The sequence below is a fragment of the Glycomyces terrestris genome (genome assembly GCF_003933745.1).
GTDB lineage: Bacteria > Actinomycetota > Actinomycetes > Mycobacteriales > Micromonosporaceae > Glycomyces > Glycomyces terrestris.
The window spans coordinates 195,384-220,906 of record NZ_RSEB01000007.1; the positions used below are offsets into that span (position 1 = coordinate 195,384).

At 71.8% G+C, this 25,523-nt stretch carries 20 protein-coding genes and 1 pseudogene; 9 read left to right on the forward strand and 12 right to left on the reverse strand.

The annotated features are described in order from the left end of the window. Nucleotides 1–67: 67 nt before the first annotated feature. Nucleotides 68–700: a uracil phosphoribosyltransferase gene (gene upp, locus EIW28_RS22130; RefSeq protein WP_125249884.1), complete on the forward strand. Its 633-nt coding sequence runs from the start codon at nucleotides 68–70 to the stop codon at nucleotides 698–700. 44 nt (nucleotides 701–744) lie between these two features. Here the strand turns inward: upp and EIW28_RS22135 are convergent, their stop codons facing one another. Next, on the reverse strand, nucleotides 745–2,403 hold the full coding sequence (locus tag EIW28_RS22135) for a phospho-sugar mutase (RefSeq protein WP_125249885.1): 1,659 nt from the start codon (nucleotides 2,401–2,403) through the stop codon (nucleotides 745–747). 56 nt (nucleotides 2,404–2,459) lie between these two features. After that, entirely contained in the window at nucleotides 2,460–4,583 is a 2,124-nt protein-coding gene (locus EIW28_RS24545) for a serine/threonine-protein kinase (RefSeq protein ID WP_197717418.1), read from the reverse strand. Between the two features lie 194 nt (nucleotides 4,584–4,777). On the opposite strand from EIW28_RS24545, the gene EIW28_RS22145 reads away from it, so the two are divergent. Beyond that, entirely contained in the window at nucleotides 4,778–6,364 is a 1,587-nt protein-coding gene (locus EIW28_RS22145) for an acyl-CoA mutase large subunit family protein (RefSeq protein ID WP_187350646.1), read from the forward strand. Nucleotides 6,365–6,757: 393 nt separating this feature from the next. Next, nucleotides 6,758–8,089 (forward strand): amidohydrolase, encoded by a 1,332-nt coding sequence (locus EIW28_RS22155; RefSeq protein WP_408612237.1) that lies wholly within the window; start codon nucleotides 6,758–6,760, stop codon nucleotides 8,087–8,089. A gap of 58 nt (nucleotides 8,090–8,147) precedes the next feature. Here EIW28_RS22155 and EIW28_RS22160 read toward each other — a convergent pair whose 3' ends face one another. Continuing rightward, nucleotides 8,148–8,591, reverse strand: coding sequence for a gamma-glutamylcyclotransferase family protein (locus EIW28_RS22160; protein WP_125249889.1), 444 nt, complete (start codon nucleotides 8,589–8,591; stop codon nucleotides 8,148–8,150). Nucleotides 8,592–8,647: 56 nt separating this feature from the next. On the opposite strand from EIW28_RS22160, the pseudogene EIW28_RS22165 reads away from it, so the two are divergent. Then, a pseudogene (locus tag EIW28_RS22165) lies at nucleotides 8,648–10,039 on the forward strand (NAD(P)H-quinone dehydrogenase); the annotation flags it as partial. Between the two features lie 56 nt (nucleotides 10,040–10,095). Here the strand turns inward: EIW28_RS22165 and EIW28_RS22170 are convergent. From EIW28_RS22170 to EIW28_RS22180, 3 genes are all read right to left on the reverse strand, one after another. Continuing rightward, nucleotides 10,096–11,109 (reverse strand): L-type lectin family protein, encoded by a 1,014-nt coding sequence (locus EIW28_RS22170; protein WP_125249891.1) that lies wholly within the window; start codon nucleotides 11,107–11,109, stop codon nucleotides 10,096–10,098. A 193-nt stretch (nucleotides 11,110–11,302) separates the two neighbouring features. After that, the gene (locus tag EIW28_RS22175) at nucleotides 11,303–12,058 is read right to left on the reverse strand and encodes an ABC transporter permease (protein ID WP_197717419.1); all 756 of its coding nucleotides are present in this window, start codon (nucleotides 12,056–12,058) and stop codon (nucleotides 11,303–11,305) included. After that, nucleotides 12,055–12,786: an ABC transporter ATP-binding protein gene (locus EIW28_RS22180; protein WP_125249892.1), complete on the reverse strand. Its 732-nt coding sequence runs from the start codon at nucleotides 12,784–12,786 to the stop codon at nucleotides 12,055–12,057. Before EIW28_RS22180 ends, EIW28_RS22175 begins: the two co-directional genes overlap by 4 nt. A 109-nt stretch (nucleotides 12,787–12,895) precedes the next feature. Between EIW28_RS22180 and EIW28_RS22185 the strand changes: the two genes are divergently transcribed. Both EIW28_RS22185 and EIW28_RS22190 read left to right on the forward strand, forming a co-directional pair. Continuing rightward, nucleotides 12,896–13,756, forward strand: coding sequence for a sensor histidine kinase (locus EIW28_RS22185; RefSeq protein ID WP_125249893.1), 861 nt, complete (start codon nucleotides 12,896–12,898; stop codon nucleotides 13,754–13,756). Beyond that, a complete protein-coding gene (locus tag EIW28_RS22190; protein ID WP_125249894.1) occupies nucleotides 13,753–14,394 on the forward strand; it encodes a response regulator in 642 nt (213 codons plus the stop codon). The genes EIW28_RS22185 and EIW28_RS22190 overlap by 4 nt, the downstream gene beginning before the upstream one ends. A 416-nt stretch (nucleotides 14,395–14,810) precedes the next feature. Here the strand turns inward: EIW28_RS22190 and EIW28_RS22195 are convergent, their stop codons facing one another. From EIW28_RS22195 to EIW28_RS22205, 3 genes are all read right to left on the reverse strand, one after another. Continuing rightward, the gene (locus EIW28_RS22195; protein ID WP_125249895.1) at nucleotides 14,811–16,247 is read right to left on the reverse strand and encodes a GuaB1 family IMP dehydrogenase-related protein; all 1,437 of its coding nucleotides are present in this window, start codon (nucleotides 16,245–16,247) and stop codon (nucleotides 14,811–14,813) included. Nucleotides 16,248–16,441: 194 nt separating this feature from the next. Further along, entirely contained in the window at nucleotides 16,442–18,184 is a 1,743-nt protein-coding gene (locus EIW28_RS22200; RefSeq protein WP_125249896.1) for an acetyl/propionyl/methylcrotonyl-CoA carboxylase subunit alpha, read from the reverse strand. A gap of 295 nt (nucleotides 18,185–18,479) precedes the next feature. Continuing rightward, on the reverse strand, nucleotides 18,480–19,157 hold the full coding sequence (locus EIW28_RS22205; protein ID WP_125249897.1) for a PadR family transcriptional regulator: 678 nt from the start codon (nucleotides 19,155–19,157) through the stop codon (nucleotides 18,480–18,482). A 146-nt stretch (nucleotides 19,158–19,303) separates the two neighbouring features. Here EIW28_RS22205 and EIW28_RS22210 point away from each other — a divergent pair, with 146 nt between their 5' ends. Further along, nucleotides 19,304–20,272, forward strand: a complete 969-nt coding sequence (locus EIW28_RS22210) for an ATP-binding cassette domain-containing protein (protein ID WP_125249898.1) — start codon at nucleotides 19,304–19,306, stop codon at nucleotides 20,270–20,272. Continuing rightward, entirely contained in the window at nucleotides 20,273–21,034 is a 762-nt protein-coding gene (locus tag EIW28_RS22215) for an ABC transporter permease (protein WP_125249899.1), read from the forward strand. Nucleotides 21,035–21,148: 114 nt separating this feature from the next. Here the strand turns inward: EIW28_RS22215 and EIW28_RS22220 are convergent, their stop codons facing one another. Next, the gene (locus EIW28_RS22220) at nucleotides 21,149–22,270 is read right to left on the reverse strand and encodes a DddA-like double-stranded DNA deaminase toxin (RefSeq protein WP_331852312.1); all 1,122 of its coding nucleotides are present in this window, start codon (nucleotides 22,268–22,270) and stop codon (nucleotides 21,149–21,151) included. Nucleotides 22,271–22,360: 90 nt separating this feature from the next. Next, the gene (locus tag EIW28_RS22225; protein WP_125249901.1) at nucleotides 22,361–23,101 is read right to left on the reverse strand and encodes a GntR family transcriptional regulator; all 741 of its coding nucleotides are present in this window, start codon (nucleotides 23,099–23,101) and stop codon (nucleotides 22,361–22,363) included. A gap of 355 nt (nucleotides 23,102–23,456) precedes the next feature. On the opposite strand from EIW28_RS22225, the gene EIW28_RS22230 reads away from it, so the two are divergent. Beyond that, nucleotides 23,457–23,804 (forward strand): hypothetical protein, encoded by a 348-nt coding sequence (locus EIW28_RS22230; protein ID WP_125249902.1) that lies wholly within the window; start codon nucleotides 23,457–23,459, stop codon nucleotides 23,802–23,804. Nucleotides 23,805–24,066: 262 nt separating this feature from the next. On the opposite strand, the gene EIW28_RS22235 is transcribed toward EIW28_RS22230, so the two are convergent. Continuing rightward, complete coding sequence (locus tag EIW28_RS22235) at nucleotides 24,067–25,344, reverse strand: nucleotide sugar dehydrogenase (protein ID WP_197717420.1); 1,278 nt, start codon at nucleotides 25,342–25,344, stop codon at nucleotides 24,067–24,069. Between the last annotated feature and the right edge of the window lie 179 nt (nucleotides 25,345–25,523).

Genomic DNA, 25,523 nt, shown 5'->3' on the forward strand with positions numbered 1-25,523 from the left:
CGTTCGACTCAGAGTGTGGTGACCAGCTCACATTAGCGCGGCGAGCTGGGCGTTAAGGTTATGAACCGTGGATGTCAAGATCGTCGAACACCCGCTCGCCGCAGAACGGCTCACCGCCATGCGAGACGAGCGCTCGGACTCGCCGCGGTTCCGGGCCGCCCTGCGCGAGCTCACCATGATGCTCGTCTACGAGGCCGCGCGCGACGTGGCCGTGACCGAGTACGAGATCCGGACCCCGGTCGCGCCCGCCAAGGGCTACCGCCTGGGGAACCCGCCGGTCCTCGTCCCGGTGCTCCGCGCCGGCCTCGGCATGGCCGACGCCGCGCAGGCCATGATCCCCGACGCGTCGATGGGCTTCGTCGGCCTCGCGCGCGACGAGGAGACGCACGAGCCCTACGCCTACATGGAGTCCCTGCCCGACGACCTGGCCGGCCGCCACGTCATCGTGCTCGACCCGATGGTCGCCACCGGCGGCTCCCTGCTGCGCTGCTGCGAGATGATCGCCGCCCGCGGCTGCACCGACATCGACCTCGTGTCGGTCCTGTGCGCGCCCGACGGCATCGAGCGCCTCGCGGACTCCGGGATCGCGATGCGCATGACGACCGCCGCGGTCGACCCCGAACTGAACGACAAGGCGTACATCGTCCCCGGCCTCGGCGACGCGGGCGACCGCCAGTTCGGCGCGTACCGCCGCTTCTAGCGGCGACGTGAAGGGCCCGGCCGGCCGGGCCCTTCACCGTCCTCTCAGTGCGGGACGCCGAGGATGCCGGCGACCTCGGCGCGGAGCGCCTCGACGCCGGCGCGGGCGCGCTCGCGGGCGCCCTGGAGGTCGCCGCCGACGTCCTCGCGGACCTCGAGGTACGCCTTGAGCTTCGGCTCGGTGCCGGAGGGCCGCGCGACGACGCGGGCGTTCGCGGTGGTGATCGTGACGACGTCGGCGTCGGGGAGCCGGTCGAGGTAGTCGGTGACCGGCTCGTCCAGGAGCGACGTCGGCTGGTTCGCGCGCAGGCGCTTCATGCACGCGGCGATCTCGGCGAGGTCCTCGACGCGGACCGACAGCTGCCCGGTCTCGTACACGCCGAACTCCTCGGCGAGCTCGTCGAGGCGGTCCTGGAGGGTCGCGAAGCGCGCGGCCTGGCCCGCGGCGATCTCGGCGACGACGAGCGCCGCGGAGATGCCGTCCTTGTCGCGCAGGAACTCCGGCGCGACGCAGTAGCCGAGGGCCTCCTCGAACGCGAACGCGAGGTCGGGGCTGGTGCGCGCCAGCCACTTGAAGCCCGTGAGGGTCTCCATGTAGCCGAAGCCGCGCTTGGCGCACATCGCCTTGAGCTGCGTCGTGGAGACGATCGTGGTCGCGTAGGTCCCGGTGCGGCCCTTGCGCATCCAGTGGTCGGCCAGGAGCACGCCGACCTCGTTGCCCGAGAGCTGGCGCCAGTTCCCGTCGCCGGCCGGCACGGCCACCGAGCAGCGGTCGGCGTCGGGGTCGAGCGCGATGGCCACGTCGGCGCCCTCCTCGACCGCGAGCGCCTTGAGCAGGTCGATCGCGCCCGGCTCCTCGGGGTTGGGGAACGCGACGGTCGGGAAGTCCGCGTCGGGCTCGGCCTGCTCGGGGACGAGGATCGGCGCGGGGAACCCGGCGCGCTCCATGGCCTTGACGAGGGTGCGGCCGCCGACGCCGTGCATCGGGGTCGCGACCGACGCGAGCCGCTTCGGGTCGTCGGGGTCGACGACGGACGCGACCGCCGCCAGGTACTCCTCGAGGACCGACTCGTCGAGGGTCTCGCCGTCGTCGCCGAGGGGGACCTCCGAGAGCGGCCCGAGCGACTCGATCGCGGCCTCGATCTCGGTGTCGGCGGGCGGCACGATCTGCGCGCCCGCGCCGAGGTCGCCGCCCAGCTCGCGGCCCAGGTACACCTTGTACCCGTTGTCCTGCGGGGGGTTGTGGCTGGCGGTCACCTGCACCGCGGCGGCGGCGTCGAGGCGCGTCACCGCGAACGCGGTCACCGGCGTCGGCAGCGGGCCGGGCATCACCAGGGCGCGGCGGCCCGAGCCGGTCACGACGCGGGCGGTCTCCAGCGCGAAGTCGCGGCTGCCGTGGCGGGCGTCGTAGCCGATCACGACCGGGCCCTCGGCGCCCTTGGCGTCCAGCCAGTTCGCGAGTCCGGCCGCGGCGGCCCGGACGACGGCGAGGTTCATCCCGTTGGGGCCCGCGCGAAGCGGGCCGCGCAGTCCCGCGGTGCCGAACTTCAGGCGCCCCGAGAAGCGGTCGGCCAGCTCGCCGGCGGTCTCCGGCAGTCCGTCGAGGAGCCGGTACAGCTCGTCCCGGCCGGTCTTGTCGGGGTCGTCGGTGATCCACTGGAGCGCTTCGGCCCGCAGCGCATCGAGATTCGTCTGGTCGGTCATGGGGAAATGGTCGCATACCCGCAGCCTGGGGGACCGGTGTTGCGGACGGTGTGGCCTCAGCCGGTCTGGAACGACGCCGCGGCCTCGCTGTAGACCGCCTGTGATAGCTCCCATACGTCCGCGTCGCCGGAGACGAACACCCCGAACGTGGTCCCGTCGCCACCGTCCACAAGGGCCCAGATGGAGTGGCGCTCGGCCCCGGCCTCGTCGAGGTTCGTGCCCGTGTACTCCAGGACCGTGCCGCTCATCCCGCCGATCTCGACCTCGGCGAGCTGCACCTGCTCCAGGTCGGTCATCTCCGCGTCGAGCCCGTCGAAGTACCCGCTCAGCCAGTCCTCGGTCCCCTCGGCGCCCTTCTCCGACCCCGAGTAGATCCGCACCCACTGGGTGTCGTCCTCGGGGTTGGCGAACACGACGTGGTCCTCGCCGCCCTCGCCCTCGACCCAGTCCGCGGGCCGGTTCACGGTGAAGCCGTCGCCCTCGTACGCGGCGGTCGCGAACGGCGCGCCCTCCTCGGCCGGCGACTCGCCGCCGTCCTCGGCCGCGGACTCGCCGCCGTCGGCGCCCTCGCTCGAACCGGCGTCCTCCGCGCCGCCCCCGCCGCCGTCGCTCGTGAGCAGTTTGAAAGCGCCCCAACCGAGGACGAGCACGAGGAGGACGCAGATCGCGATGACCGACGCGGACCTCCACGGATTGGCGGCGGGCTCCGGCTCCGGTTCGCGCGCCACCCGCGGGCGCGGCCCGGTGTGCGGCGGCGACGCCTCCGGGAAGCCCTGACCGGCCCGGTAGGGCGGCGACTGGTGGCCCGGCCCGCCCGGGCCCGCGAGGGGCCCGGCGAGCAGCGCCTGCAACTCCTGGCGGACCTGCGGCAGCACCATGCGCTGGCCCGGGTCCTTCGCGAGCATCCCGCCCAGCAGCGGCGTCAGCGGGCCCGCGTTCCGCGGGCTCTCCGGCGGCTCCTGCACGACCGCGCGCATCGTGGACACGGCGTCCCCGCGGTCGAACGGCGGCCGCCCCTCGACCGCCGCGTACAGGGTCACGCCGAGGCTGAACACGTCGCTCGCCGGCTCGGCCGGATGCCCGACCGCCCGCTCCGGCGCGATGTAGTGCGCCGAACCGAGGACCTTCCCGGGCGTCGTCCCGCCCGACACCTGGTGCAGCTGCGCCGCACCGAAGTCGGAGAGGACGCAGCGCCCGTCGACGGAGATGAGCACGTTCCCGGGCTTGACGTCCCGGTGGATGATCCCGGCGTCGTGCGCCGCTTGGAGCGCCCCGACGAGCGCGAGGCCGATCTTCGCGGCCACGCGCGGCGGCAGCGGCCCGTCCTGCGACAGGATCTCCGCGAGGCTCCGCGACTGGAGCAGCTCCATGACGATCCACGGCAGCCCCGCGTGCTCGACCACGTCGAACACCCGGATCACCGACGGGTGCGAGAGCCCGGCCGCGATCTGCGCCTCGCGCCGCGACCGGTCGATGAGCTGGACCCGCTCGTGCGGCGGCAGGTCCGGCGGCAGGAAGACCTCCTTGAGGGCCACCTCGCGGCGCAGCACCGTGTCGTGGGCGCGCCACACGGACCCGTTGCCGCCCTTGCCGACCAGGTCCTCCAGCCGGTACCGGTCGCCGACGAGGTCGCCCGGCCGGGCCCGGTTCCCGGGCAGCGCCGGCCCCGGCGGCCGGCCCGGCTCGCCGCCGACGGCGAAGCTCTGGCCCAGGTTCCCGTAGTTGCCGTAGGAGGAGCTGTGCCGGTACGAGGAGTCGCCGTAGGAGTCCCCGCCGTACGGGTCCCGGTTGTAGCCCTGCCGGCTGGAGTCGTACGGGTCCGGCCCCCCGAAGCGCCCGCCCGGCTCCGAACCCCAGGAACGGCCCCCCGGTTCCGAACCCGAGAAGCGCCCGCCGGGCTCCGAACCCCAGGAACGGCCGCCCGGTTCCGAGCCTGAGAAGCGCCCGCCCGGTTCCGAACCTGAGAAGCGGCCCCCCCGTTCCGAACCCCACGCCCTGCCGCCCGGCTCCGAATCGGGATGCCTGGCCCCCGGCTCCGGGCCGTACGCGGCGCCGGGACCGCCCCGCGCCTGCGGGCGCGGCTGGGACTCGGGGGAGTACCGAGGGGACGGCGCCGGACCGGATCGGGGGTCCTCATAGGCGCCGGGACCACCGCGACCGGAGTCAGATGAGTACGTCATTCAACCACTCCTCGCGAGGGATCCCTCCTAGTCTGCCGCGTCCCGGCCACCCGCGCGGTACCGGGTTCACTCGCGGCCCGCGGGCACCGTCCGACGCGCGCGTTCGCGAGCGGAGGCGGCCCCGGGAGCGCGAAGGCGCCGCCGGAGAGCCCAGGACTTCCCGGTGGCGCCGTTCACCACCTAGGATGGCAGCCATGCAGTCGTCACCGCAAGGCCGCGACGGGATCGAGATCCGGCCCGTCTACGGCCCCGCCGACGCCGCGAAGGACCTGGCGGAGCGGCTCGGCGAACCCGGGTCCTTCCCCTACACGCGCGGCGTCCACCCCACCATGTACACCTCCCGGCCGTGGACCATGCGCCAGTACGCGGGCTTCGCCACCGCCGCCGAGTCCAACCGCCGCTACCGCGACCTCCTCGCCGCCGGCACCACCGGCCTGTCCGTCGCGTTCGACCTGCCCACCCAGATGGGCTACGACTCCGACGCGCCCGAGGCCGCCGGCGAGGTCGGGAAGGTCGGCGTCGCCGTCGACTCCCTCGCCGACATGCGCGCCCTCTTCGACGGCATCCCCCTCGGCGAGGTCTCCACCTCCATGACCATCAACGCCCCCGCCGCCGTCCTCCTCCTGCTCTACCAGCTCGTCGCCGAGGAGCAGGGCGTCGAGCCCGCCGCGCTGCGCGGCACGATCCAGAACGACATCCTCAAGGAGTACATCGCCCGCGGGACCTACATCTTCCCGCCCGCGCCCTCCCTGCGCCTCGTCGCCGACACCTTCGCGTACTGCGCCGCCGAACTGCCGCAGTGGAACACGATCTCCATCTCCGGCTACCACATGGCCGAGGCCGGGGCCACCCCCGCGCAGGAGCTCGCCTTCACCCTCGCCGACGGCATCGAGTACGTCAACTGCGCCCTGGACGCCGGCCTCGACGTCGACGCGTTCGCGCCCCGCCTCTCGTTCTTCTTCGTCGCCCGCTCCACCCTCCTCACCGAGGTCGCCAAGTTCCGCGCCGCCCGCCGCATCTGGGCCCACGTCATGCGCGACCGCTTCGGCGCCCGGGACCCCCGGTCCATGAAGCTCCGCTTCCACACCCAGACCGCCGGCGTCGAACTCACCGCCCAGCAGCCCGAGGTCAACCTCGCCCGCGTCACCGTCCAGGCCCTCGCCGCCGTCCTCGGCGGCACCCAGTCCCTCCACACCAACGCCTACGACGAGGCCATCGCCCTCCCCACCGACGCCTCCGCGCGCCTCGCCCTGCGCACCCAGCAGGTCATCGCCGCCGAGACCGACCTCACCGCCACCGTCGACCCGTTCGCCGGCTCCTACGCCGTCGAGGCCCTCACCGACGAGGTCGAGGCCGAGGCCCTGCGCCTCATCGACGCCGTCTTCGCGCACGGCTCCGCCGTCGCCGCCATCGAGGCGGGCTTCCAGAAGAGCGAGATCGAACGCAGCGCCTACGAGACCGCCAAGCGCATCGACTCCGGCGAGCAGACCGTCGTCGGCGTCAACAAGTACCTCCTCGACGGGGACGAAACCCCGTATTCACCGCTCAAAGTGGACCCCGCGATCGAGGCCGCCCAGGTCGAGCGCCTCGCCGCCCACCGCGCCGGCCGCGACGGCGCCGCCCTCGACGCCGCCCTCGCGGGTTTGCAGCGCGCCGCGGCGGGAACGGAGAACGTGCTGTACCCGCTCAAATCCGCGCTCGCGGCCGGGGCGACCGTGGGCGAAGTGTGCACCGCGCTCGCCGCGGAATGGGGGCGTCACGTCCCCGCCGACAACTGGTGAGCGAATGGACACGGGCGGCGAAGCGCACAACCGGTCTGTCGCCGCACTCGCCTTGCGGGGAAACACTTGAGCGCGGGCGCGTCATCGAACGGCGACGCGTCCGCCGTCTGTTCAAAAGTCGGATCCCGGCCGTAACTTATCGGTTCGGCAAGCGTTATGCCTTATGACGGCGGGTGCGGCCCACAGGGCCGTGACCGGCTGTCGCGCGGCCGTGACCCCGGGCACGCCACGATGCACCCGGAAGCGGCCGCCGGGCGTCGCAAATCACGGCGCTAGCCGCAACGGAGTGCGATCGGATTAAGCTTGCCGAATCGCCTCCATTGGCTTTGATCCTCGAACGCGAATTGCGAGGCGAAGGAAATGTACACGCTCACTGCGGAGAAAGTCGTCGAGATGGGTACCGCCACGAAATCGAATGAGCCGCTCCCGGGTGCGATCGCCCCGGAGCCGTGTCTCGTGGTACCCGCCGCCTTGCCCTCGCACGACACCGCAGCCGGGAGCGCTTCGCCCGGCACCACCGCTTCGGAGCAGGCCATGTCCACATCGCTGCCGGACTTCCTCGACGGCTGGCTCGACGCCCACGCCGCCGAGGTCATCGCCGCCCGCCGCCACATCCACGCGAACCCGCGCCTGTCCCGCCAGGAGCACGACACGGCCGAGTACGTGGCCGCGCGGCTCGCCGAGGCCGGGCTCGAACCGCAGCTCATCCCCGACGGCACTGGCCTGACCTGCGACATCGGCAGCGGCGACCGCGTGATCGCGATCCGCGCCGACATGGACGCGCTCCCGATCCACGACCCGAAGCAGGTCCCGTACCGCTCCTCGGTCGAGGGCGTCTGCCACGCGTGCGGCCACGACGCGCACACCGCGATCCTCCTCGGCGTCGGCCGCGTCCTCCACGAGCTGGAGCGCCGCGAGGGCCTGCCGGGCCGCTTCCGCCTCGTCTTCCAGCCGTCCGAGGAGCAGTTCCCCTCGGGCGCGCCCACGATGATCAAGTACGGGGCGCTCACCGACGTCGACGCGATCTTCGCCTTCCACTGCGACCCTCAGTTCCAGGCCGGGCAGATCGGCGTGCGCAACGGGCCGCTGACGGCCGCGTGCGACGTCATGGAGGTCCGCATGCAGGGCCGCGGCGGGCACACCTCCCGCCCGCACCTCACCTCCGACCTCGTCAACGCCATCGGCCGCGTCGTCGTCGACGTCCCGGCCCTGGTGAACCGCCGCCTCGACCCGCGCCAGTCGGTCGCGATCGTGTTCGGCGCCGTCCAGGCCGGCGAGGCCGCGAACGCGATCCCGCAGGAGGCCCTCGCCCGCGCCACGGTCCGCGTCCACGGCCGCGAGACCTGGGATATGATCCCGGACCTGGTGCAGGAGGTCACCCGCTCGGTCGCGCGCGCCTCCGGCGTCGACTGCGAGATCGACTACCGCCGCGGCGTGCCCCCGGTCGTGAACGACCGTGCCGCATCCGCGATGTTCGCGGGCGCGGCCGCCGCCGCGCTCGGCCCCGACGCCGTCGTCGAGGCCCCGATGTCCATGGGCGGCGAGGACTTCGCGTACTACCTCGAGCAGATCCCCGGCGCGATGGCCCGCCTCGGCGTCGGCCGCCCCGGCGAGCGCCTCGACATCCACCAGGGCGATTTCGACATCGACGAGGTCGCGCTCTCCCACGGCGTGCGCGTCATGGTCCACACCGTCCTCGCCGCGGCCCAGAGCCCGGCGTTCTAGACGCGAGACGGCGGCGGGGCGGGCGCGACGCGCCCGCCCCGCCGCCGTCTCGGCAGCGCTACTCGGCGGTCGGGCGCTTGCGCAGCGTCTCGACGTAGTCCTGCGGGGCCCCGGCCGCCTCGGCGGCGCGGAGGATCTCGTCGAGGTACCACTGGCTCGGCAGGCCGCCCTCGAAGCCCTCGAAGACGTACAGCCACACCGGACGGTTCGCCTCGAGCGTGACCGCCTGGGTGTGCATCTTGCGGTACAGCTTCGAGTTGAAGCCCTCGAGCTCGTCGAGGACCTGCCGGTCGGCCGGGTCCAGGTCGTACAGCGACACGAACACCCGCTCCCCGGGCGCCTCGACCACGGTGGCGACCGCGGACTCCCAGCCCAGGTCGGCGCCGCCGAACGTCAGTCGCCAGCCCTCCAGCCAGCCCGTCCCGACCAGCGGCGACCTCGGGCAGGTCGCGCGCATGCGGGCAGGGTCGAGATTCGAGCCATACGCGGCATAGAGATGCACGACTCGAAGATACCCTTAAACCAGCCCGCACTGAAGCATCCCGAACACCGAAAGGCGCACCCGTGGCACGAGTAGCGATCATCGGCGGAGGCCCGGCCGGGTACGAGGCCGCCCTCGTGGCGGCCCAGCTCGGCGCCGACGTCACCCTCATCGAGGCCACGGGCGCCGGCGGGGCCTGCGTCCTCTCCGACTGCGTCCCCTCGAAGACCTTCATCGCCGCCTCCAACGTGCTCACCGAGATCCACGAATCCGCGGAGCTCGGCGTGGCGGCCAAGGAGGCGACCACCGACCCCGTCGCCGTCAACGGCCGGGTGCGCCGCCTCGCCACCCAGCAGTCCGCCGACATCGCCCAGAAACTCGTCAACCAGGGCGTGAACATCGTGTACGGGCGCGGCGCGCTCCGCGTCGACAAGGGCTACAACTACCTCCACGAACTCCACGTCGTCCCCCTCGAAGGCGAGCCGTTCGACACCGACGCCGACATCGTCCTCATCGCCACCGGCGCCACCCCCCGCACCCTCACCTCCGCGCCCGTCGACGGCGAGCGCATCCTCACCTGGCGCCAGCTGTACGACCTCAAGGAGCTCCCCGAGCACCTCATCGTCGTCGGCTCCGGCGTCACCGGCGCCGAGTTCGCCTCCGCGTACCTCGCCATGGGCTCCCGCGTCACCCTCATCTCCTCCCGCGACCGCGTCATGCCCCACGAGGACGCCGAGGCCGCCGAGACCGTCGGCCGCGTCTTCGTGCGCCGCGGCATGGACGTGCGCAACCACTCCCGCGCCGCCGCCGCCCGCCGCACCGACGACGGCGTCGAGGTCGAGCTCGACGACGGCACCGTCATCGAGGGCAGCCACGCCCTCATCTGCGTCGGCTCCATCCCCAACTCCGACAACCTCGGCCTCCACGCCTACGGCATCACCGTCGACGAGCGCGGCTTCATCCCCGTCGACAAGGTCTCCCGCACCAACGTCCCCGGTGTGTACGCCGCCGGCGACGTCACCGGCATCCACGCCCTCGCCTCCGTCGCGGCCATGCAGGGCCGCATCGCGATCTGGCACGCCCTCGGCGAGGCCGTGCGCCCCATCAAGCTCGCGCACGTCGCCGCGAACGTGTTCACCGACCCCGAGCTCGCCTCCGTCGGCGTCACCCAGGCCGACGTCGACTCCGGCAGAGTGGACTGCCGCGGCGTGCTCCTGCCGTTCGCGTCGAACCCGCGCGCGAAGATGGTCGACCGCACCGAGGGCTTCGTGAAGCTGTTCGCGTGGAACTCCTCGGGGATCGTCGCCGGCGGCGTCGTCGTCGGCTCCCGCGCCTCCGAGCTCATCACCCCGATCGCGCTCGCCGTCGAGCAGCGCCTCACCGTGGAGCAGGTCGCCCGCACGTTCACGATCTACCCGTCGCTGTCGGGCTCGGTCGCCGAGGCCGCCCGCCAGCTCATGGAGTTCTAGACCGGACGCGAAGCGGGCCCGCGCCGTCCGGCGCGGGCCCGCTCGTCTGCCGTCCCCTACTCGAAGGTCTCCACGCGCAGGTGGCGCAGCAGGTGCACATCGGTCGCGCCGCCGGTGGAGGACGCGAACCCGAACTTGAACGTGTCGGGCGCCTTGAACGGCACCTGGGCCTCCAGGACGCGGACCCAGCCGGCGCCGTCCTGGAAGTCGATGTCGACGGTGACGTCCGGCTTCGGGTCGTCCGAGATCTTCAGCTTGACGAGGCGCTTCGCGTCGCCGAGCGTCTCGGCGCGCAGCGACTCGGGGAAGTCGGTGCCGTAGATGTCGCCGTCGCCGTAGCTGCCGATCTTCTCGTCGGTCGCGGTGGTCGCCAGCAGGCAGTAGCCGTCGGTGCCCTGGCCGGGGCCGCGGAGGGCCACGTTGTCGGGCGCGCGGTTGATGTTCTCGCTCAGGTAGTCCGGGGCCTGGTACTTCTCCGGGCAGCCCTTGCCGCGGCCCTCGGTGTCGGCCGAGAAGTTCCCCCACGCGTCGAGGCCGAGCCCGAGGTAGGCACCGTCGACGCCGTCGCGGACGATGTCCTTGCGGTGGAACTGGGCGTACCCGAGGCTGCCGCCGTACGCGCCGAGCTGCTCGAGGTCGGTGTCGCCGTCGACGATGAAGAACGAGATGCCGTCGGCGCCGGTGCCGCCGTACTGGTACTGGGCGAAGGTGACCTCGATGCCGCCCTCGTTGGTGAGCGCCTTGTTGTAGACGATGCCGCCGTGGTCGTACTTGCCGGTGTCGGTCAATTGCAGGTAGCCGGGGGTCTTGCCTTCGGCGGGGACCGGGCCGATCGCCTGGTCGGCGCAGGAGTCGAAGTCGTGCTCGCCGCCGGCCGCGGTGCTCGCGGTCAGGCAGGCGTTGTGCGAGTGGAAGTTCGGGTCGCTCACTTCGGTGCCGGTGAAGTCCTCGTCGACCAGCACGGTCTTCAGCGCCTCGGGGGCGGCCTGCGCCCCGGACGTCGCGGGCAGGGCGGCGAGTGCGGCGGCGAGCAGCAGCGAGCCCGCGCCGAAGGTGGCCATACGTTTCACGAGTGCTCCTTCGTTCCTGTCTCGGGCGCCTGCCGACGGCTCGCGCCCGCTGAATCTGCGGCCGCAACCGCCGGCCGACTACAGAGCGAAGTTATCCGAGAACCATGCGTGAATGTGGAGGGTTCCATCAAATGAGGACGGTCCACAGGGGCGCGGGGCGGCGAAGCCGTCTCGCGCCCGGGCCGACCTCCGCTCAGGCGTCCCTGCGCCGCAGCGCGACCCACCCGCCGAGGAGCGAGGCCGCCGTCCACAGCACCAGGATCCCGATCCCCTCCCAGGGCCCGTAGTCCCGCCCGAACTGCGGGTCCCCGGGCACCGTCAGGTGCATGACGACCATGCCGACCTGGTCGGGCAGGTACTGCGCGACCGGCCTGATCGCGTCGAGGTTCCCCAGCCCCTGCGAACTCAGGAACAGGACCGGCAGCAGCACCGACAGCGTCACCACCATGCTCCGCAGCATCACCGCGACGCCCGCCGCGAACAGGCTCAGCAGCGTCAGGTGCGCCCAGCCGCCCAGCAGCGCCTCGATCGTCTCCCACTCGCCGAACCGCGCCGCGTCCGCGCCCAGCCGCGACTGCGCCACGACGAACGTCGCCACCTCGACCACGACCGCCGCGGCCGCCACGACCAGGCCCGTCACGATCATCTTCGCCGCGTAGAACCGGCCCCGCGACGGCACCGCCGCCAGTGACACCCGGATCGTCCCGGTCGAGAACTCCGAACCGACGAACTGCACCGCGAACGTGATGAGCAGCATCTGCCCCAGCAGCAGGCTGAAGAACCCGGCCGCCAGCGGATCCTGCTCCCGCTCCGACGCCGCGAAACTCCCCGCGACCACCCAGCCGAGCCCGACCCCGACCACCGCGAACGCCGCCAGCATCACCGCCGTCGACCGCACCGTGCGGACCTTCACCCACTCCGCCGCCGCGGCGGCCCCCAGCGCGCTCACCGGCTGCCTCCCGCCCGGTACTCGACCGAATCGCTCGTCAGGCGCATGAACGCCTCCTCCAGGTTCGCGCCCGAATGCGCGGACACGAACTCGTCCGTCGGCAGGTCCGCGAGCAGCCGCCCGCGCCCGATCACGACCAGATGGGACGCCGTCAGCGCCATCTCCGACATGAGATGACTCGACACCAGCACCGTCCGGCCCTCGCCCGCGAGCCGCTTCGCGAGGTTCCTGATCCAGATGACGCCCTCCGGATCGAGCCCGTTCACCGGCTCGTCCAGGATGAGCACCCCCGGGTCCCCGAGCAGCGCCGCCGCGATCCCCAGCCGCTGCCGCATGCCCAGTGACAGCGTCCGCGCCGCCTTCCCCGCCGCACCGGCCAGCCCCGTCTCGTCCAGGACCGCCGCCACGCGCTGCCGGCCCAGGCCGTTCGACCGCGCCAGCCACAGGAGGTGGTCGCGCACCCGGCGCCCCGGGTGCACGTCGGACGCCTCCGCGAGCGCGCCGACCACGGTCAGCGGGCGCTTCAGCTCCGCGTACCGCCGCCCGCCGACGAGCGCGCTCCCGGCCGTGGGCCGGTCGAGGCCGAGGATCATCCGGATGGTCGTGGACTTGCCCGCGCCGTTCGGGCCGAGGAAACCGGTGACGCGCCCCGGCTCCACGCGGAACGACAGGTCGTCGACGGCCGTGCCGCCCCGATACCGCTTGGTCAGATGGTTCACTTCGATCACCCGGCCACCGTACGAATCCCGAAGGGCCCCTTCCCAGTCCCCGAAGGTCGCGACCTCCCGCGACGAAAGTGGGCGGCCGGGCCCGCCCGCCGGTGCGTACCCTGGCCCCATGAGAGGTCTCCTCGCGGCGGTCGCGGTCGTCCTGGCCGAGTTCGCCGTCCTCGCGATGCTCCCTGCCGGGCCCGCGCCCGCCGGCGTCCTCGCCCTCCTCACCGCCGCGGTCGTCGTCGCCCTCTGGCAGCGCCACCGCGGCGCCGTGCGCGAACGCGAAGCCGCCGTCCACCGCGAACGCCTCCGCCTGGCCCGCGACATGCACGACCGCATCGGCCGCCGCCTCGGCCTCGCCGCCGTCCAGGCCGCCGCCCTCGAAGTCCGCGAGACCGACCCCGAGCGCCGCGCCGAAGCCCGCCGCGTCGGCGACACCGTCCGCGGCGCCGTCGACGACCTCCACGGCCTCGTCGCGGTCCTCCGCGGCGGCGACGACCCCGGCCCCGGCTTCGACGCCGCCGCGGCGGCCGCCCTCGCCGCCGAGTTCATCGAGGCCGGCGTCCCAGTCGACCTCCGCCGGCACGGCGACCCCGGCCCCCTGCCCGCCGCCGGCGCCCGCGCCGCCTACGCCGTCCTCGAAGAAGGCCTCGCGAACGCCGCGAAGCACGCCCCCGGCGCTCCCGTCACGGCGACCGTCACCTGGGAGGACGACGCCCTCATCGTCGCCGTCGAGAACCCCCTCCCCGCCGCCGCACCGGCCCCGCTCCCCGGCGGCCACGGCCTCGCCGGCCTCCGCGAACGCGTCGACGCCGCCGGCGGCCTCCTCGACCACCGCGCCGACGGCGGGCGCTTCCGCCTGAACGCCGTGCTGCCCAAGGCGACCGCGCCGCAGACCGCGCCCCGCGTCCGCGCCGCCGCGCTCGCGACACTCGTGCTGCTGCTCCTCCTGGTGCCGCTCACGATGGTCACGGGGGTCCGATGACGACCTTGGTCATCGCCGACGACGAGCCGCTCGTCGTCGCAGGCGTCCGCACCGTCCTCGAGGCGGCCGGGTTCACGATCTCCGCTGCCGTCCATGATGGACGCGCTGCGCTGGCGGCGGTCGAACGCCACCGCCCGCGGGTGGCCCTCCTCGACCTCAACATGCCCGGCCTCGGCGGCCTGGCGGTGGTCGAACGCCTGGCCGCGGCCTCGCCCGCGACCCGGGCGCTGATCCTCACGTCCTTCGGCGACCAGGAGAACGTCCTCGCCGCCGTCGAACGCGGCGCGGCCGGGTTCGTCCTGAAGAGCTGCACCCCAGAGGAACTGGTGACCGCGGTCCGCGCGGTCGCGGCGGGGGAGGCGTACCTGTCGCCCGTGGTCACCCGCATGGTCCTCGGCCTCGTCGCCCCGGAGGCGGCACCGCGGCGCCGCGACGCCCTCGCCCGCGTCGACCGCCTCGCCGCCCGCGAACGCGAGGTCCTCGCCCTGCTGGCCGAAGGGCTCACCAACGCGGAGATCGCGGCCCGCGCGCACATGAGCGAAGCGACGGTGAAGACCTACGTCAGCCGGGTCCTCGCCAAACTGGAGTGCGCCAACCGGGTCCAGGCGGCCCTCCTGGCCAGAGACGCCGCGGGCTGAGTTATCCACAGGGCGAAAATGAATGCTGGCCGAACCGGTGAACCGCTGCCAGAGTTGAGGCATGACCCGATCGACCAGCGCACCCGCCCGAACCGCCGACGCCCGTCGCGACCCTCGGGCCAGTGGGGACGCCCGTCGCGCGGGAAGTTATCCACAGGCCGAAAAACAAACCTTGGCAACCTCAGCCCGACCTGTGATTGTTGGTAGAGAAAAAACGTCTGCTCCGCCGGCGGTGGTGGAGTGCGGAGCAGCGGCAGGACTGGCGGCAAAGGAAGTGGGAACCCCGGGGGCCGCCCCCGAAGACCGAGCGCGGGTGCACCCGCGCTCGGCTCCTGCCGGACATCTCGCGAGAAACCGCGGGCGCCCGCCATCAGGCGGACGCCCGCGGTCTCGCAAGGAAGACTCGCCCCGCAGCCCTACCAGCTGCTCGGGACCGGAGCGCCCTCGGTGTAGCCCGCGGCCGACTGGACCCCGACGGCGGCGCGCTCGTGGAACTCTTCCAGGTTCGTCGCGCCCGCATAGGTCGCGGCCGAGCGGATGCCGGCCACGATCGAGTCGAGCAGGTCCTCCACGCCGGGCCGCTGGGGGTCGAGGTACATGCGGCCGGTGGAGATGCCCTCCTCGAACAGGGCCTTGCGGGCCTGGTCGAAGGAGGTCTCGCCGGCGCTGCGGGCCTTGACGGCGCGGGCCGAGGCCATGCCGAAGGACTCCTTGTAGGGCTTGCCGTTCGCGTCGTAGTGCATGTCGCCGGGCGATTCGTGGGTGCCGGCGAACCAGGAGCCGATCATGACGTTCGAGGCGCCCGCGGCGAGGGCGAGGGCGACGTCGCGGGGGTGGCGGACGCCGCCGTCGGCCCAGACGTGGCGGCCCATGCGGCGGGCGGTCGCGGCGCATTCGAGGACGGCGGAGAACTGGGGCCGGCCGACGCCGGTCATCATGCGGGTGGTGCACATGGCGCCCGGGCCGACGCCGACCTTGACGATGTCGGCGCCCGCGTTGATGAGGTCCATGGTGCCCTCGGCGGTGACGACGTTGCCGGCGGCGATGGGGAGGCCCGGGGCGGCGTCGCGGACGAGCTTGAGGGCGTCGAGCATCTTCTCCTGGTGGCCGTGCGCGGTGTCGACGACGATGACGTCGGCGCCGGCCTCGACGAGGGCCGTGGCCTTGCCGGTGACGTCGCCGTTGATGCCGATGGCGACCGCGACCCGGAGTTTGCCGTCCGCGTCGGTGTTGGGCCGGTAGATCGTGTTGCGGAGCGCGCCGGCGCGGGTGATGACGCCGTGGAGGCGGCCCTCGGCGTCGAGGACGGGCGCGAGCTTCACGTTCGCGTCTTCGAGGATCCGGAACGCCTCGGCCTCGGAGGTCCCGATCGGGAGCGTCACGAGCCGGTCGGAGGCGACCTGCTCCAGCTGGGTGAAGCGGTCGACGCCGCGGCAGTCGGCCTCGGTGACCACGCCGAGGGGGCGCTGCTCGGAGTCGACGACGATGACCGCGCCGTGGGCGCGCTTGGGGAACAGGGCGATCGCCTCGGCGACCGTGGCGGTCGGCGGGAGCGTCAGGGCCGCGTCGCAGTCGAGGGGGCGGGACTTGACGCGCGCGATCACGTCGGCGACGACGTCGACGGGGATGTCCTGCGGGATCACGGCGAGCGCGCCGCGGCGGGCGAGCGTCTCCGCCATGCGCCGGCCCGACACGGCGGTCATGTTCGCGGCGATGATCGGGATCGAGTTCCCGGTGCCGTCGGCCGTCGACAGGTCGACGTCGAGCCGCGACGCCACGCTGGACCGGTTGGGGACCATGAACACGTCCGAATAGGTGAGGTCGTGTTCAGGAGTTCCGTCGATGAAGCGCATGGCAAGCCCCCTGTAGGGAGTGGTTCGGGTCCGGCGGTGATGCCGCCGCCGGGAACCCTAACCCGATTTCGGTCGCCGGCGGCAGTGCTTGTGGTGCTACGCACAGCAACGTCAATTGTCCCTCGTCGGGGAGTCGCCTGTAAGTCTGGGACCCGACAGATCCGTTACGGCTTCCCGTCACCGGGCCCGCTCGGCTACTCCGAGATCTGGCAGATCGGCGCCCCGGCCGCCACGACGTCGCCGATGGCGACCTCGAGCCCGGAGACCGTGCCGGACTTGTGCGCCTCGATGGGCTGCTCCATCTTCATGGCCTCGAGGACCACGATCGTGTCGCCCTTGACGACGGACTGCCCGTCGGTCACGGCGACCTTGACGATGGTGCCCTGCATCGGGGACGGCAGCGAGTCGCCGCCGATCGCGGGCCCGGAGTCGGACTGCTTCTTCGCGGCGCGCTTCTTCGGCTTGCTCGACGCGACCGGGTTCAGCAGCCCGGCCGGGATCGACACCTCGAGGCGCTTCCCGCCGACCTCGACGACGAGGCTGGTGCGCTCCTCCGCTTCGCCGCCGGCGCCCGCGCCCGCGTTGAACGGCTCGAGCGTGTTGTCCCACTCGGTCTCGATCCAGCGGGTGTGGACGGTGAAGTCCTCGGCGAACGCCGGGTCCTCGACGACGAGGCGGTGGAACGGGAGCACCGTCGCGATGCCCTCGACCTCCATCTCCGCGAGCGCGCGCCGCGACCGGCGCAGGGCCTCTTCGCGGGTCGCGCCGGTGACGATGACCTTCGCGAGCAGGGAGTCGAAGTTGCCGTCGATGACGGAGCCCTCTTCGATGCCGGTGTCGACGCGCACGCCCGGCCCGGCCGGGAGGCGCAGCTTCGTGACGGCGCCGGGGGCGGGCAGGAACCCGCGGCCGGGGTCCTCGCCGTTGATGCGGAACTCGATCGAGTGGCCGCGCGGCGCGGGGTCCTCGGTGAGCGGCACGGCCTCGCCGGACGCGATGCGGAACTGCTCGCGCACGAGGTCGAGGCCGCTGGTCTCCTCGGAGACGGGGTGCTCGACCTGGAGTCGGGTGTTCACTTCGAGGAAGGAGATGGTGCCGTCGACGGCGACGAGGAACTCGACGGTGCCGGCGCCGTGGTACTCGGCCTCCTTGCAGATGGCCTTGGCGGCGTTGTGGATGACGGCGCGCTGCTCGTCGGTGAGGAACGGCGCGGGGGCCTCCTCGACGAGCTTCTGGTGGCGGCGCTGGAGGGAGCAGTCGCGGGTGCCGACGACGATGACGTTGCCGTGCGTGTCGGCGAGGACCTGCGCCTCGACGTGGCGGGGCCGGTCGAGGTAGCGCTCGACGAAGCACTCGCCGCGCCCGAACGCGGCCTCGGCCTCGCGGACCGCGGACTCGTACAGGTCGGGGATCTCCTCGCGGGTGCGGGCGACCTTGAGGCCGCGGCCGCCGCCGCCGAACGCGGCCTTGATCGCGACGGGCAGGCCGTGCTCGTCGGCGAACGCGAGGATCTCGGAGGCGTCCTGCACGGGGTCCTTGGTGCCGGGGACGAGCGGCACGTTCGCCTTCATGGCGAGGTGGCGCGCGGTGACCTTGTCGCCGAGGTCCCGGATGGACTGCGGCGTGGGGCCGATCCAGGTGAGCCCGGCGTCGATGACGGCCTGGGCGAACTCGGCGTTCTCCGAGAGGAACCCGTACCCGGGGTGCACGGCGTCGGCCTCGGACCGCTGCGCGATCCGGATCAGCTTGTCGATCCGCAGGTAGGTGTCGGCGGCCGTGAGGCCGTCGAGGGCGAACGCCTCGTCGGCCAGGAGGGTGTGGGGCGCATCGCGGTCGCCGTCGGCGTAGACGGCGACGGACTCGAAGCCGGCGTCACGGCAGGCCCGGATGACTCTCACTGCGATCTCGCCGCGGTTGGCGATCAAAACCTTGCGCACGTCCCGCAGTGTAGTTGCCGGGTATCGGTGACCGGGCGGACGGCGACTCAGAGCGCGCGGATGAATCGGCATGAACCGGGCGTTCTTTGGAGGGTCTCCATAAGACGGGTTGTGGATTTTTTAGCGTGATTCCCTGAACGATCGTTTGAGTGACGCAGGCCCGTCCCGCCCGCCCCGGCGTGATTCCGGACCGGAACCGGGCCCGAGCGCCCCCCCGGAGGGCCCGGGTTGGGTGCCGCCGCGGAGGACGGTTCGACCCGGAGTGCCCGCGCCGTCGGCTGCGGGGCCGACGCGGTCACGAGTCCTCGAACACCGACTGCCACATCGCGGCCTCCTCAGCGAACTTCTCGCTGCGGATCGCCTCGCGCCAGTGCGCGGCCTGCTCCGGGTCGGGGTCGGGCCCGATGGCGAGGTCGCCGGACTCGATGCGCCCGGCCGTGTCCTCACACCACTCGGCGTCGGTGTTCCAGAGGTCGGTCTGTCGCTTGAGGAGCGCCCGCACGTGCGCGGGCAGGAACGCCGACTCCCGGTCCTCGGCGACGTCGGGCGAGGTCGCGGCGAGGATGACGGTCACCGATTCGACGCGGTGGTAGAGGGTCTCGGCGCGCTGGCGCAGGAGGGCGATGTTCTCGGCGCGGGTGAGGACGGTCGCGAAGGACCAGGCGGTGTGGAATGGGTCGTCGCCGCCGCTGACCTCCCACAGCTTCTCGCGGAGCGTGCGCTGGAACTCGGCCTCGCCGTGGGCGGTGATCCGGTACGTGGTGCGCGCGGGGCGGGCGTCGACCGACTCGGTGCCGGCGACTTCGAGGCTGCCGTCGGCCGTGAGTCGCTTCAGCGCGTGGTAGATCGAGCCGGCGCCGATCTCGGAGATCCCCGGCATCCGCCACGAGTCGAGCTCCCGGCGCACCAGGTACCCGTGGACGGGGCCGAGCCACCTGACCAGGCCGAGGACAAGCAGACGCGTGCTCCACATGCCCGCAATATTATACCTTTGACTAATCTCGCGGCTTCGCCTATACCTGGTTGTGCGCCGTCGCACCCCACCGATATAGTCAAAGTTGAACAAGGAACCAGGTTCACTACTCCCGGTTTTCGAACCCAGTCACCCGCGAGGTACCAATGCTCATCGAGACCAAGGGGCTGAAGAAGGTCTTCAAGTCCCGCGGCAAGGAGGTCGAGGCCGTGCGCGGCGTCGACCTCGCCGTGAAGGAGGGGGAGGTCTTCGGCCTCCTCGGCCCGAACGGCGCCGGCAAGACCACGACGATGCGGATGCTCTCGACCCTCATCGAGCCCACCGAGGGCGAGGCGACGGTGTGCGGCCACGACCTGGCCCGCGACGCCGCCGGGGTCCGCCGCGACATCGGCTACGTCGGCCAGGCCGGCGGCACCTGGGGCGAAGTGACCGCCCGCGAGGAGCTCGTCATGCAGGGCCGGCTCTACGGCATGTCGAAGAAGCGGGCGCAGGCGCGCGCCGCCGACGTCCTGGAGTCGTTCCAGCTCAGCGAGTACGCCGACCGCAACGTCAAGACGTACTCCGGCGGCCAGAAGCGCCGCCTCGACATCGCGCTCGGCATCATGCACGAGCCGAAGCTGCTGTTCCTGGACGAGCCGACCACGGGCCTCGACCCGCAGTCGCGCGCCCACATGTGGGACGAGGTGCGGGCCCTGCGCGACCGCGGCACCGCGATCTTCCTGACCACGCACTACCTCGACGAGGCCGACGCCCTGTGCGACCGGCTCGCGATCATCGACCACGGCGAGATCGTCGCCGAGGGCACCCCGCTCGCGCTCAAGAAGGAGGTCGCCGGGGACGTCGTCGCCGTCGGCGTCACCGACCGCGCCGCCGAGGCCCGCGACCTCTTCGACGCCAAGGACTTCGTCCGCGAGGTCGAGGCCGGCGAGCCCGACCCGGCCACCGGCGTCGCCGTCCTGCGCCTGTACGTCGACGACGGCGCCGCCGCGCTTCCCGAGCTGCTGCGCACCCTCGACGGCGCGTCGATCTCCCCCGCCTCCATCGAGCTGCACCGGCCGAGCCTCGACGACGTGTTCCTGAAGCAGACCGGCCGGTCCCTGCGAGAGGAGAAGTAAGTGAAGGTCGTCCGCGACACCTGGCTCGTCTACTCCCGGGCCATGAAGCTCAACCTGAAGCAGCCGGTGTGGCTCATCGTCATGCTGGTCCAGCCGATCTACTTCCTGTTCCTGTTCGCGCCGCTCCTGGAGCCCATGGACGGCATGCCCGGGTTCGAGAACGGCGCGATGGAGACGTTCGTGCCCGGCCTCATCATCATGATGGCGCTCTTCGGGTCCGCGTTCGTCGGCTTCGGCCTCATCGCCGAGCTCCGCCAGGGCGTCATCGAGCGGATGCGCGTCACCCCGATCAGCCGGGTCGCGCTCATGCTCGGCCGCACGTTCGCCACGGTCAGCACCACGCTGTTCCAGTCGCTCGCGCTCGTGCTCCTGGCGGCCCTGACCGGGAAGCTCGACATCTACTGGGCCGGCGTCGGGCTGATGCTGCTCATCGTCATGCTCACCGCGTTCATGCTCGCGGCCCTGTCGCTCGGGCTCGCGATCATCCTCAAGAGCGAGGACGCGATGGGCCCGGTCATCAACACCCTGGTCCAGCCGATCATGCTCATCTCCGGCATCATGCTGCCGATGATCATGGCCCCGGCGTGGCTCCAGAACGTGGCCGACTTCAACCCGTTCTACTACGCCGTCCAGGCCTCCCGCGACCTGTTCGCCGGGAACCTCGGCACCGACTACGTGTGGCAGGCGCCCGTCATCCTCGGCGCCCTCACGATCCTGCTCGTGTGGTGGGCGACCCGCAAGTTCGCCCGCGCCGTGGCTTGACACCAGGAAACCAGAAAGCCGGAGGGCCGGACGCGCGAAGCGCGCCCGGCCCTCCGGCTTTCTGGCCTAAGTGCGTTCCACCTGCTATGCCGTAGCCGACGGGTCGGGGACGCTCTATGTCGGGTCGCCGCCCGTGACATCGGTCGGAAGCGGTCCCCATTCCACGCCTTCGACCTCGGGGCGCGCCCCAGTTGCCGTGTAGCTGGCGACGATGGCGTACAGCGTCGTGACCGAGACGCGCGCGAGGTTGCTCGCGATGGGGACCAGCGGCTTGTACGCGGACTCGCTGACTGAGAGGTCTCCCGAGACCTCGGTCCCGTCCGAGGCGAGTTCGTTGCCTGGACGCCAGACGACGACCGCGACGCCCTCGGTCTCCGGGTCGCGGTCGACGCGCGCCTCAAGTTCGCCGAGGCCTGCAATCGGGCCGAGTCCAGGGTCCGAGACGAAGTCCACTTGCAGCGGTGCCTCCGACTTGTCGGTCCCGTCCGGGCCGATCCACAACCGGCCCGATCGCACGCCCTGCGCGGCGACCATGCGCGTGAGGTCCCGGACGAACTCCTCGGCCTCGGCCGATCCCGCAAGCGGCTCGTTGTTGATGTCCCACCAGATTCGGAAGCTCATGCGCTTACCGCCGTCCCGTTGCCGTTGTACGTCTTGTAGAACCGCACGCCCGAGCTGTCCCCCGACGTAGACGGTGAGTCGCGCGCCCTCGGGCAGAATCGCGTCACAGCCCGCCTCGCCCCCGCACGGCTCCTTGTTGATGACCATGGTGACGTCCCGGCTGCCACCCGCCCGGGTCTCGCCTGCAATGCGGGCCTCCACGTGGTCCATCACCACGGCGTATTTGAACGGAGGCTTCACCCCTTCGCGTGCTTTGGGGTCGCGGCCGGACTGGAAGTCGACGAGTTCGCTCTCATCACTGGTGAAAGCCACTGCGCGCGCCCGGTCGCCGTCAACCCATACCGGAAGGCGGCCCGCCGCTTCACGGGCTCGCGGCGGGACGGACCCGCCGCCGCTGGCCGTTGTGCGCGGCGCGGTGGGCGGGGGAGCCCCGCCGCCTCCGGCGGCCCTGACCGGCGGGCCTCCCGGAGGTGCGACCCCGCCGCTCCCGCCGCCTGCGATCGAAGCGATGTACTCGCCCATCCGGTTGGACCCTGCCTTGAGGGTGGCGAGCGCTTCGGCGAGCCGTTCGCGGGCCGTGGTGGGCGACCCGCAAGTTCGCCCGCGCCGTCGCATAACCCAAGCGTCACACCAGGAAACACCCGTAAGAGCGAGAGGGCCCGGGCGCGAAGCGCCCGGGCCCTCTCGCCGTTCGCGGCCGAAAGCTCAGATCGTGGCGTGGTATTCGAGTTCGTACGCGCTCGCATCGAGCACCATCTCCGTGACCTCGACGCACCGGTCCTCGCCGTCGTAGGCGACGCGGGTGATTGCGATGACGGGAGTGCCGCCGGGCAGTTCGAGCGCCTCGGTCTCGGCGGGCAGCGGCATCCTGGCCCGCAGCCGCTCGGTGAATCTCGCCGGAGCATGCCCGATCTCCGCGAGCCGCGCATACACGCCGCCGGGCCCGGTGTCCGTGTAGACGATCGCGGTGGCGCGCACCATCTCAGGCAGGTAGTAGGAATCCGCGAGCTGGACAGGCCGGTCTTCCATGGAGAAGCGCCGCGCTCGGCGGATCATCGGGCTGCCGGGCTCGATCCGGAACGCATCGGCCACGGCCCGACCGGCTGGAGTCTCGCCGACGGTCAGGTCGATCAGTCTCGTCTGTTTGCCGGAATCGGCGCCTTGGACTGCTCGCCCCTCTTTCCAGACTTCGAGGCGCATCGGGAAGGACCGCAGATTCGGCTCGAACGTTCTGACGTAGCTGCCGGATCGAGGTTTGGTGATGATGAATCCGTCGCTGCGCAGCTGCGCCAGCACTCGGGCCGCGGTACCTCGGTCGATGTTGAACTCATTGCCGATCACCGTCGCGCTGGGCATCCGATCGCCTGGGGCGTACACGCCGTCGAGGATTCGCTGGCGCAGCGTTTCGGCGGCGCGGGCGCTGGCCGAGTCATGCTTGCCGCTCATTGATGGCGATTCCTCCCTGCGCTTCTGGCGCGCTCAGCCTACCGACCACCGACCTGGGGAAATCCCCGCCGTGAGCGAACCAAAATCTGATGCCATCAGAACTTGCTTGAACCCGTCAAATGTGATCTACTGATGGGGACTTCACTCTGGGTCATGAAACGGCGGCGCTGACTCGCAGACCGCCTGGCCTGGTGGGGGCAGGCGGGATGCCGCCGGTGATCCGCGCCCGCCCCGAGGTGTACGCCTCGGGGCGGGCGGAACTCGAACTCAATAGGGCCGAACACAGACAGCGGCCCGCCGGGGAAAGCTTGGAACCTAGACCGGCGGGCCGCGCACTCCACGAGAACGGATTCTCATGGCGCTGATCAGCCTATCGCGCGATGCTGTGCCCGCATGGGCCAAGATCGACCTGCAACTGCACCAGCCCTACCGAACCTGGCTCGGCTTCGGCCGCCTGCGCTGCGACTGGTGCGGCGAACGCTGGGGAAGGCACGGCTGCTACTACCGCGAGTCGGCGGCGCGCCACTTCCTCGACACCGCCTCACCCGCTCAACGGGAAGCAGCCCTGCTCGCGGGCGACATCAGCACCGAGGACTTGCGGCCCCGACGCCGCACCAGACTCACCGGCGCCCACCGCCGCAGGCCGAGCCCTTTTCCCGCTCCCGCCTTGGTGCCACGACTCTTGGAGCGCGCACATGGCTGATGACTGGCACCTCATCGGCGAGTTCACCCGCGACATCGGCATGGGCGACAGCATCCGGTTCCTCGTGGAGCGGAACACCGAGGATCCCGCCCTGCACGGCATTCGCTGCAATGAAGGCACCGGCGCCGGTCCGCGGCCCGTCGCGGTCTTCACCGAGCCCGAATCCTGCCCGACGACATGGCGCCCAGCGTGGAAGGGCGACCCCATGAGTCCCGGCATCGAAGTGGAGGCCAGGGGGATCGCCCGTCGCGGCTGGCAGCGGTTAGAGCGTCTCGACGCCCTCCGTGCCGCGCAGGGCGCCGCGGGTGTCCAGGACGGGGACGCCGGCCGGGAGGGACTCCGGGGTGTACTCGGAGTGGTTGGTGAGCAGCACGATCAGGTCGGCCTTCGCGGTGGCGAGGTCGGCGACCCGCTCCACCTCGTGGCCGGCCACGTTCCACGACGTCACGTGCGGGTCGTGGTAGGCGAGCTCCGCGCCCGCCTCGATGAGCTTGCGGCCCACCGGGGTCGCCGGCGACTCGCGCTGGTCGGCGATGTCCGGCTTGTAGGTCACGCCCAGCAGCAGCACCCGGGCGCGCGAGAGCGCGATGCCCGCGTCGTTCAGCTTCGCCATCGCCCGGTTCACCGTGTACTCCGGCATCCGGTTGTTGATCTCCTGCGCCAGCTCCACGAACCGGAACGGGTAGCCGAGCGTCCGCACCTTGTACGACAGGTAGTTCGGGTCGATCGGGATGCAGTGCCCGCCCACGCCCGGCCCCGGGTAGAACGCCTGGTAGCCGAACGGCTTCGTCTTCGCCAGCCCGATCGCGTCCCACAGGTCCACGCCGAGCTCGCGGCAGAACACCGCCATCTCGTTCACCAGCGCGATGTTCACGTGCCGGTACGTGTTCTCGAGGAGCTTCGCCATCTCGGCCTCGCGCGGGCCCTTGGCCTCCACGATCGTGTCGATGAACCGCGAGTACAGGGCCTTCGCGGCCGCCGTGCACTCGGGGGTGAGGCCGCCGACGACCTTCGGCGTGTTCACGATCCCGTACACCGGGTTGCCCGGGTCGACCCGCTCCGGCGAGAACGCCAGGCAGAAGTCGACGCCGGCGGTCAGGCCCGACTCCTGCTCGAGGATCGGCGCGACGACCTCCTCGGTCGTGCCCGGGTAGGTGGTGGACTCCAGGACCACGAGCGCGCCCCGCTGGAGGTGCTGCCCGGCGGCGCGGGAGGCGCCGATGACGGCGGCGAGGTCGGGCCCGCCCGCCTCGCCCAGCGGCGTCGGCACGCAGATGACGATGGCCTTCGCGCGGGCCTGGACCGCCGGGTCGGCGGTCGCGGTGTAGCCCTGCTCGAGCATGGTCCGCAGCTCGGCGTCGGAGATGTCGTCGATGTGGCTCGACCCCGCGTTGAGCGCGTCGACGACCGCGCGGGTGCGGTCGAGGCCGACCACGGTGAGGCCCTTGGCGGTCGCGGCCTGCGCGAGCGGCAGGCCGACGTAGCCCTGACCGACCACGACCAGGTCGACCGGGGCGCCGGCCTGTCCTTCAGATGCCACGTCGTTAGCAGACACTGTGGAGTCCTTTGCGAATCGGTGGGAAGAGCTGACAGCTCAGACCGAGATTAGCAATGGCGAATTCTGCGGACTTGACCAGGGCAAACGTCAATTGCCGTTGTCCGGTCGTTCACTTTTCGGCCACCTGAAATGCGAGCAGACGTCAATTCGAGCGTTTGTTC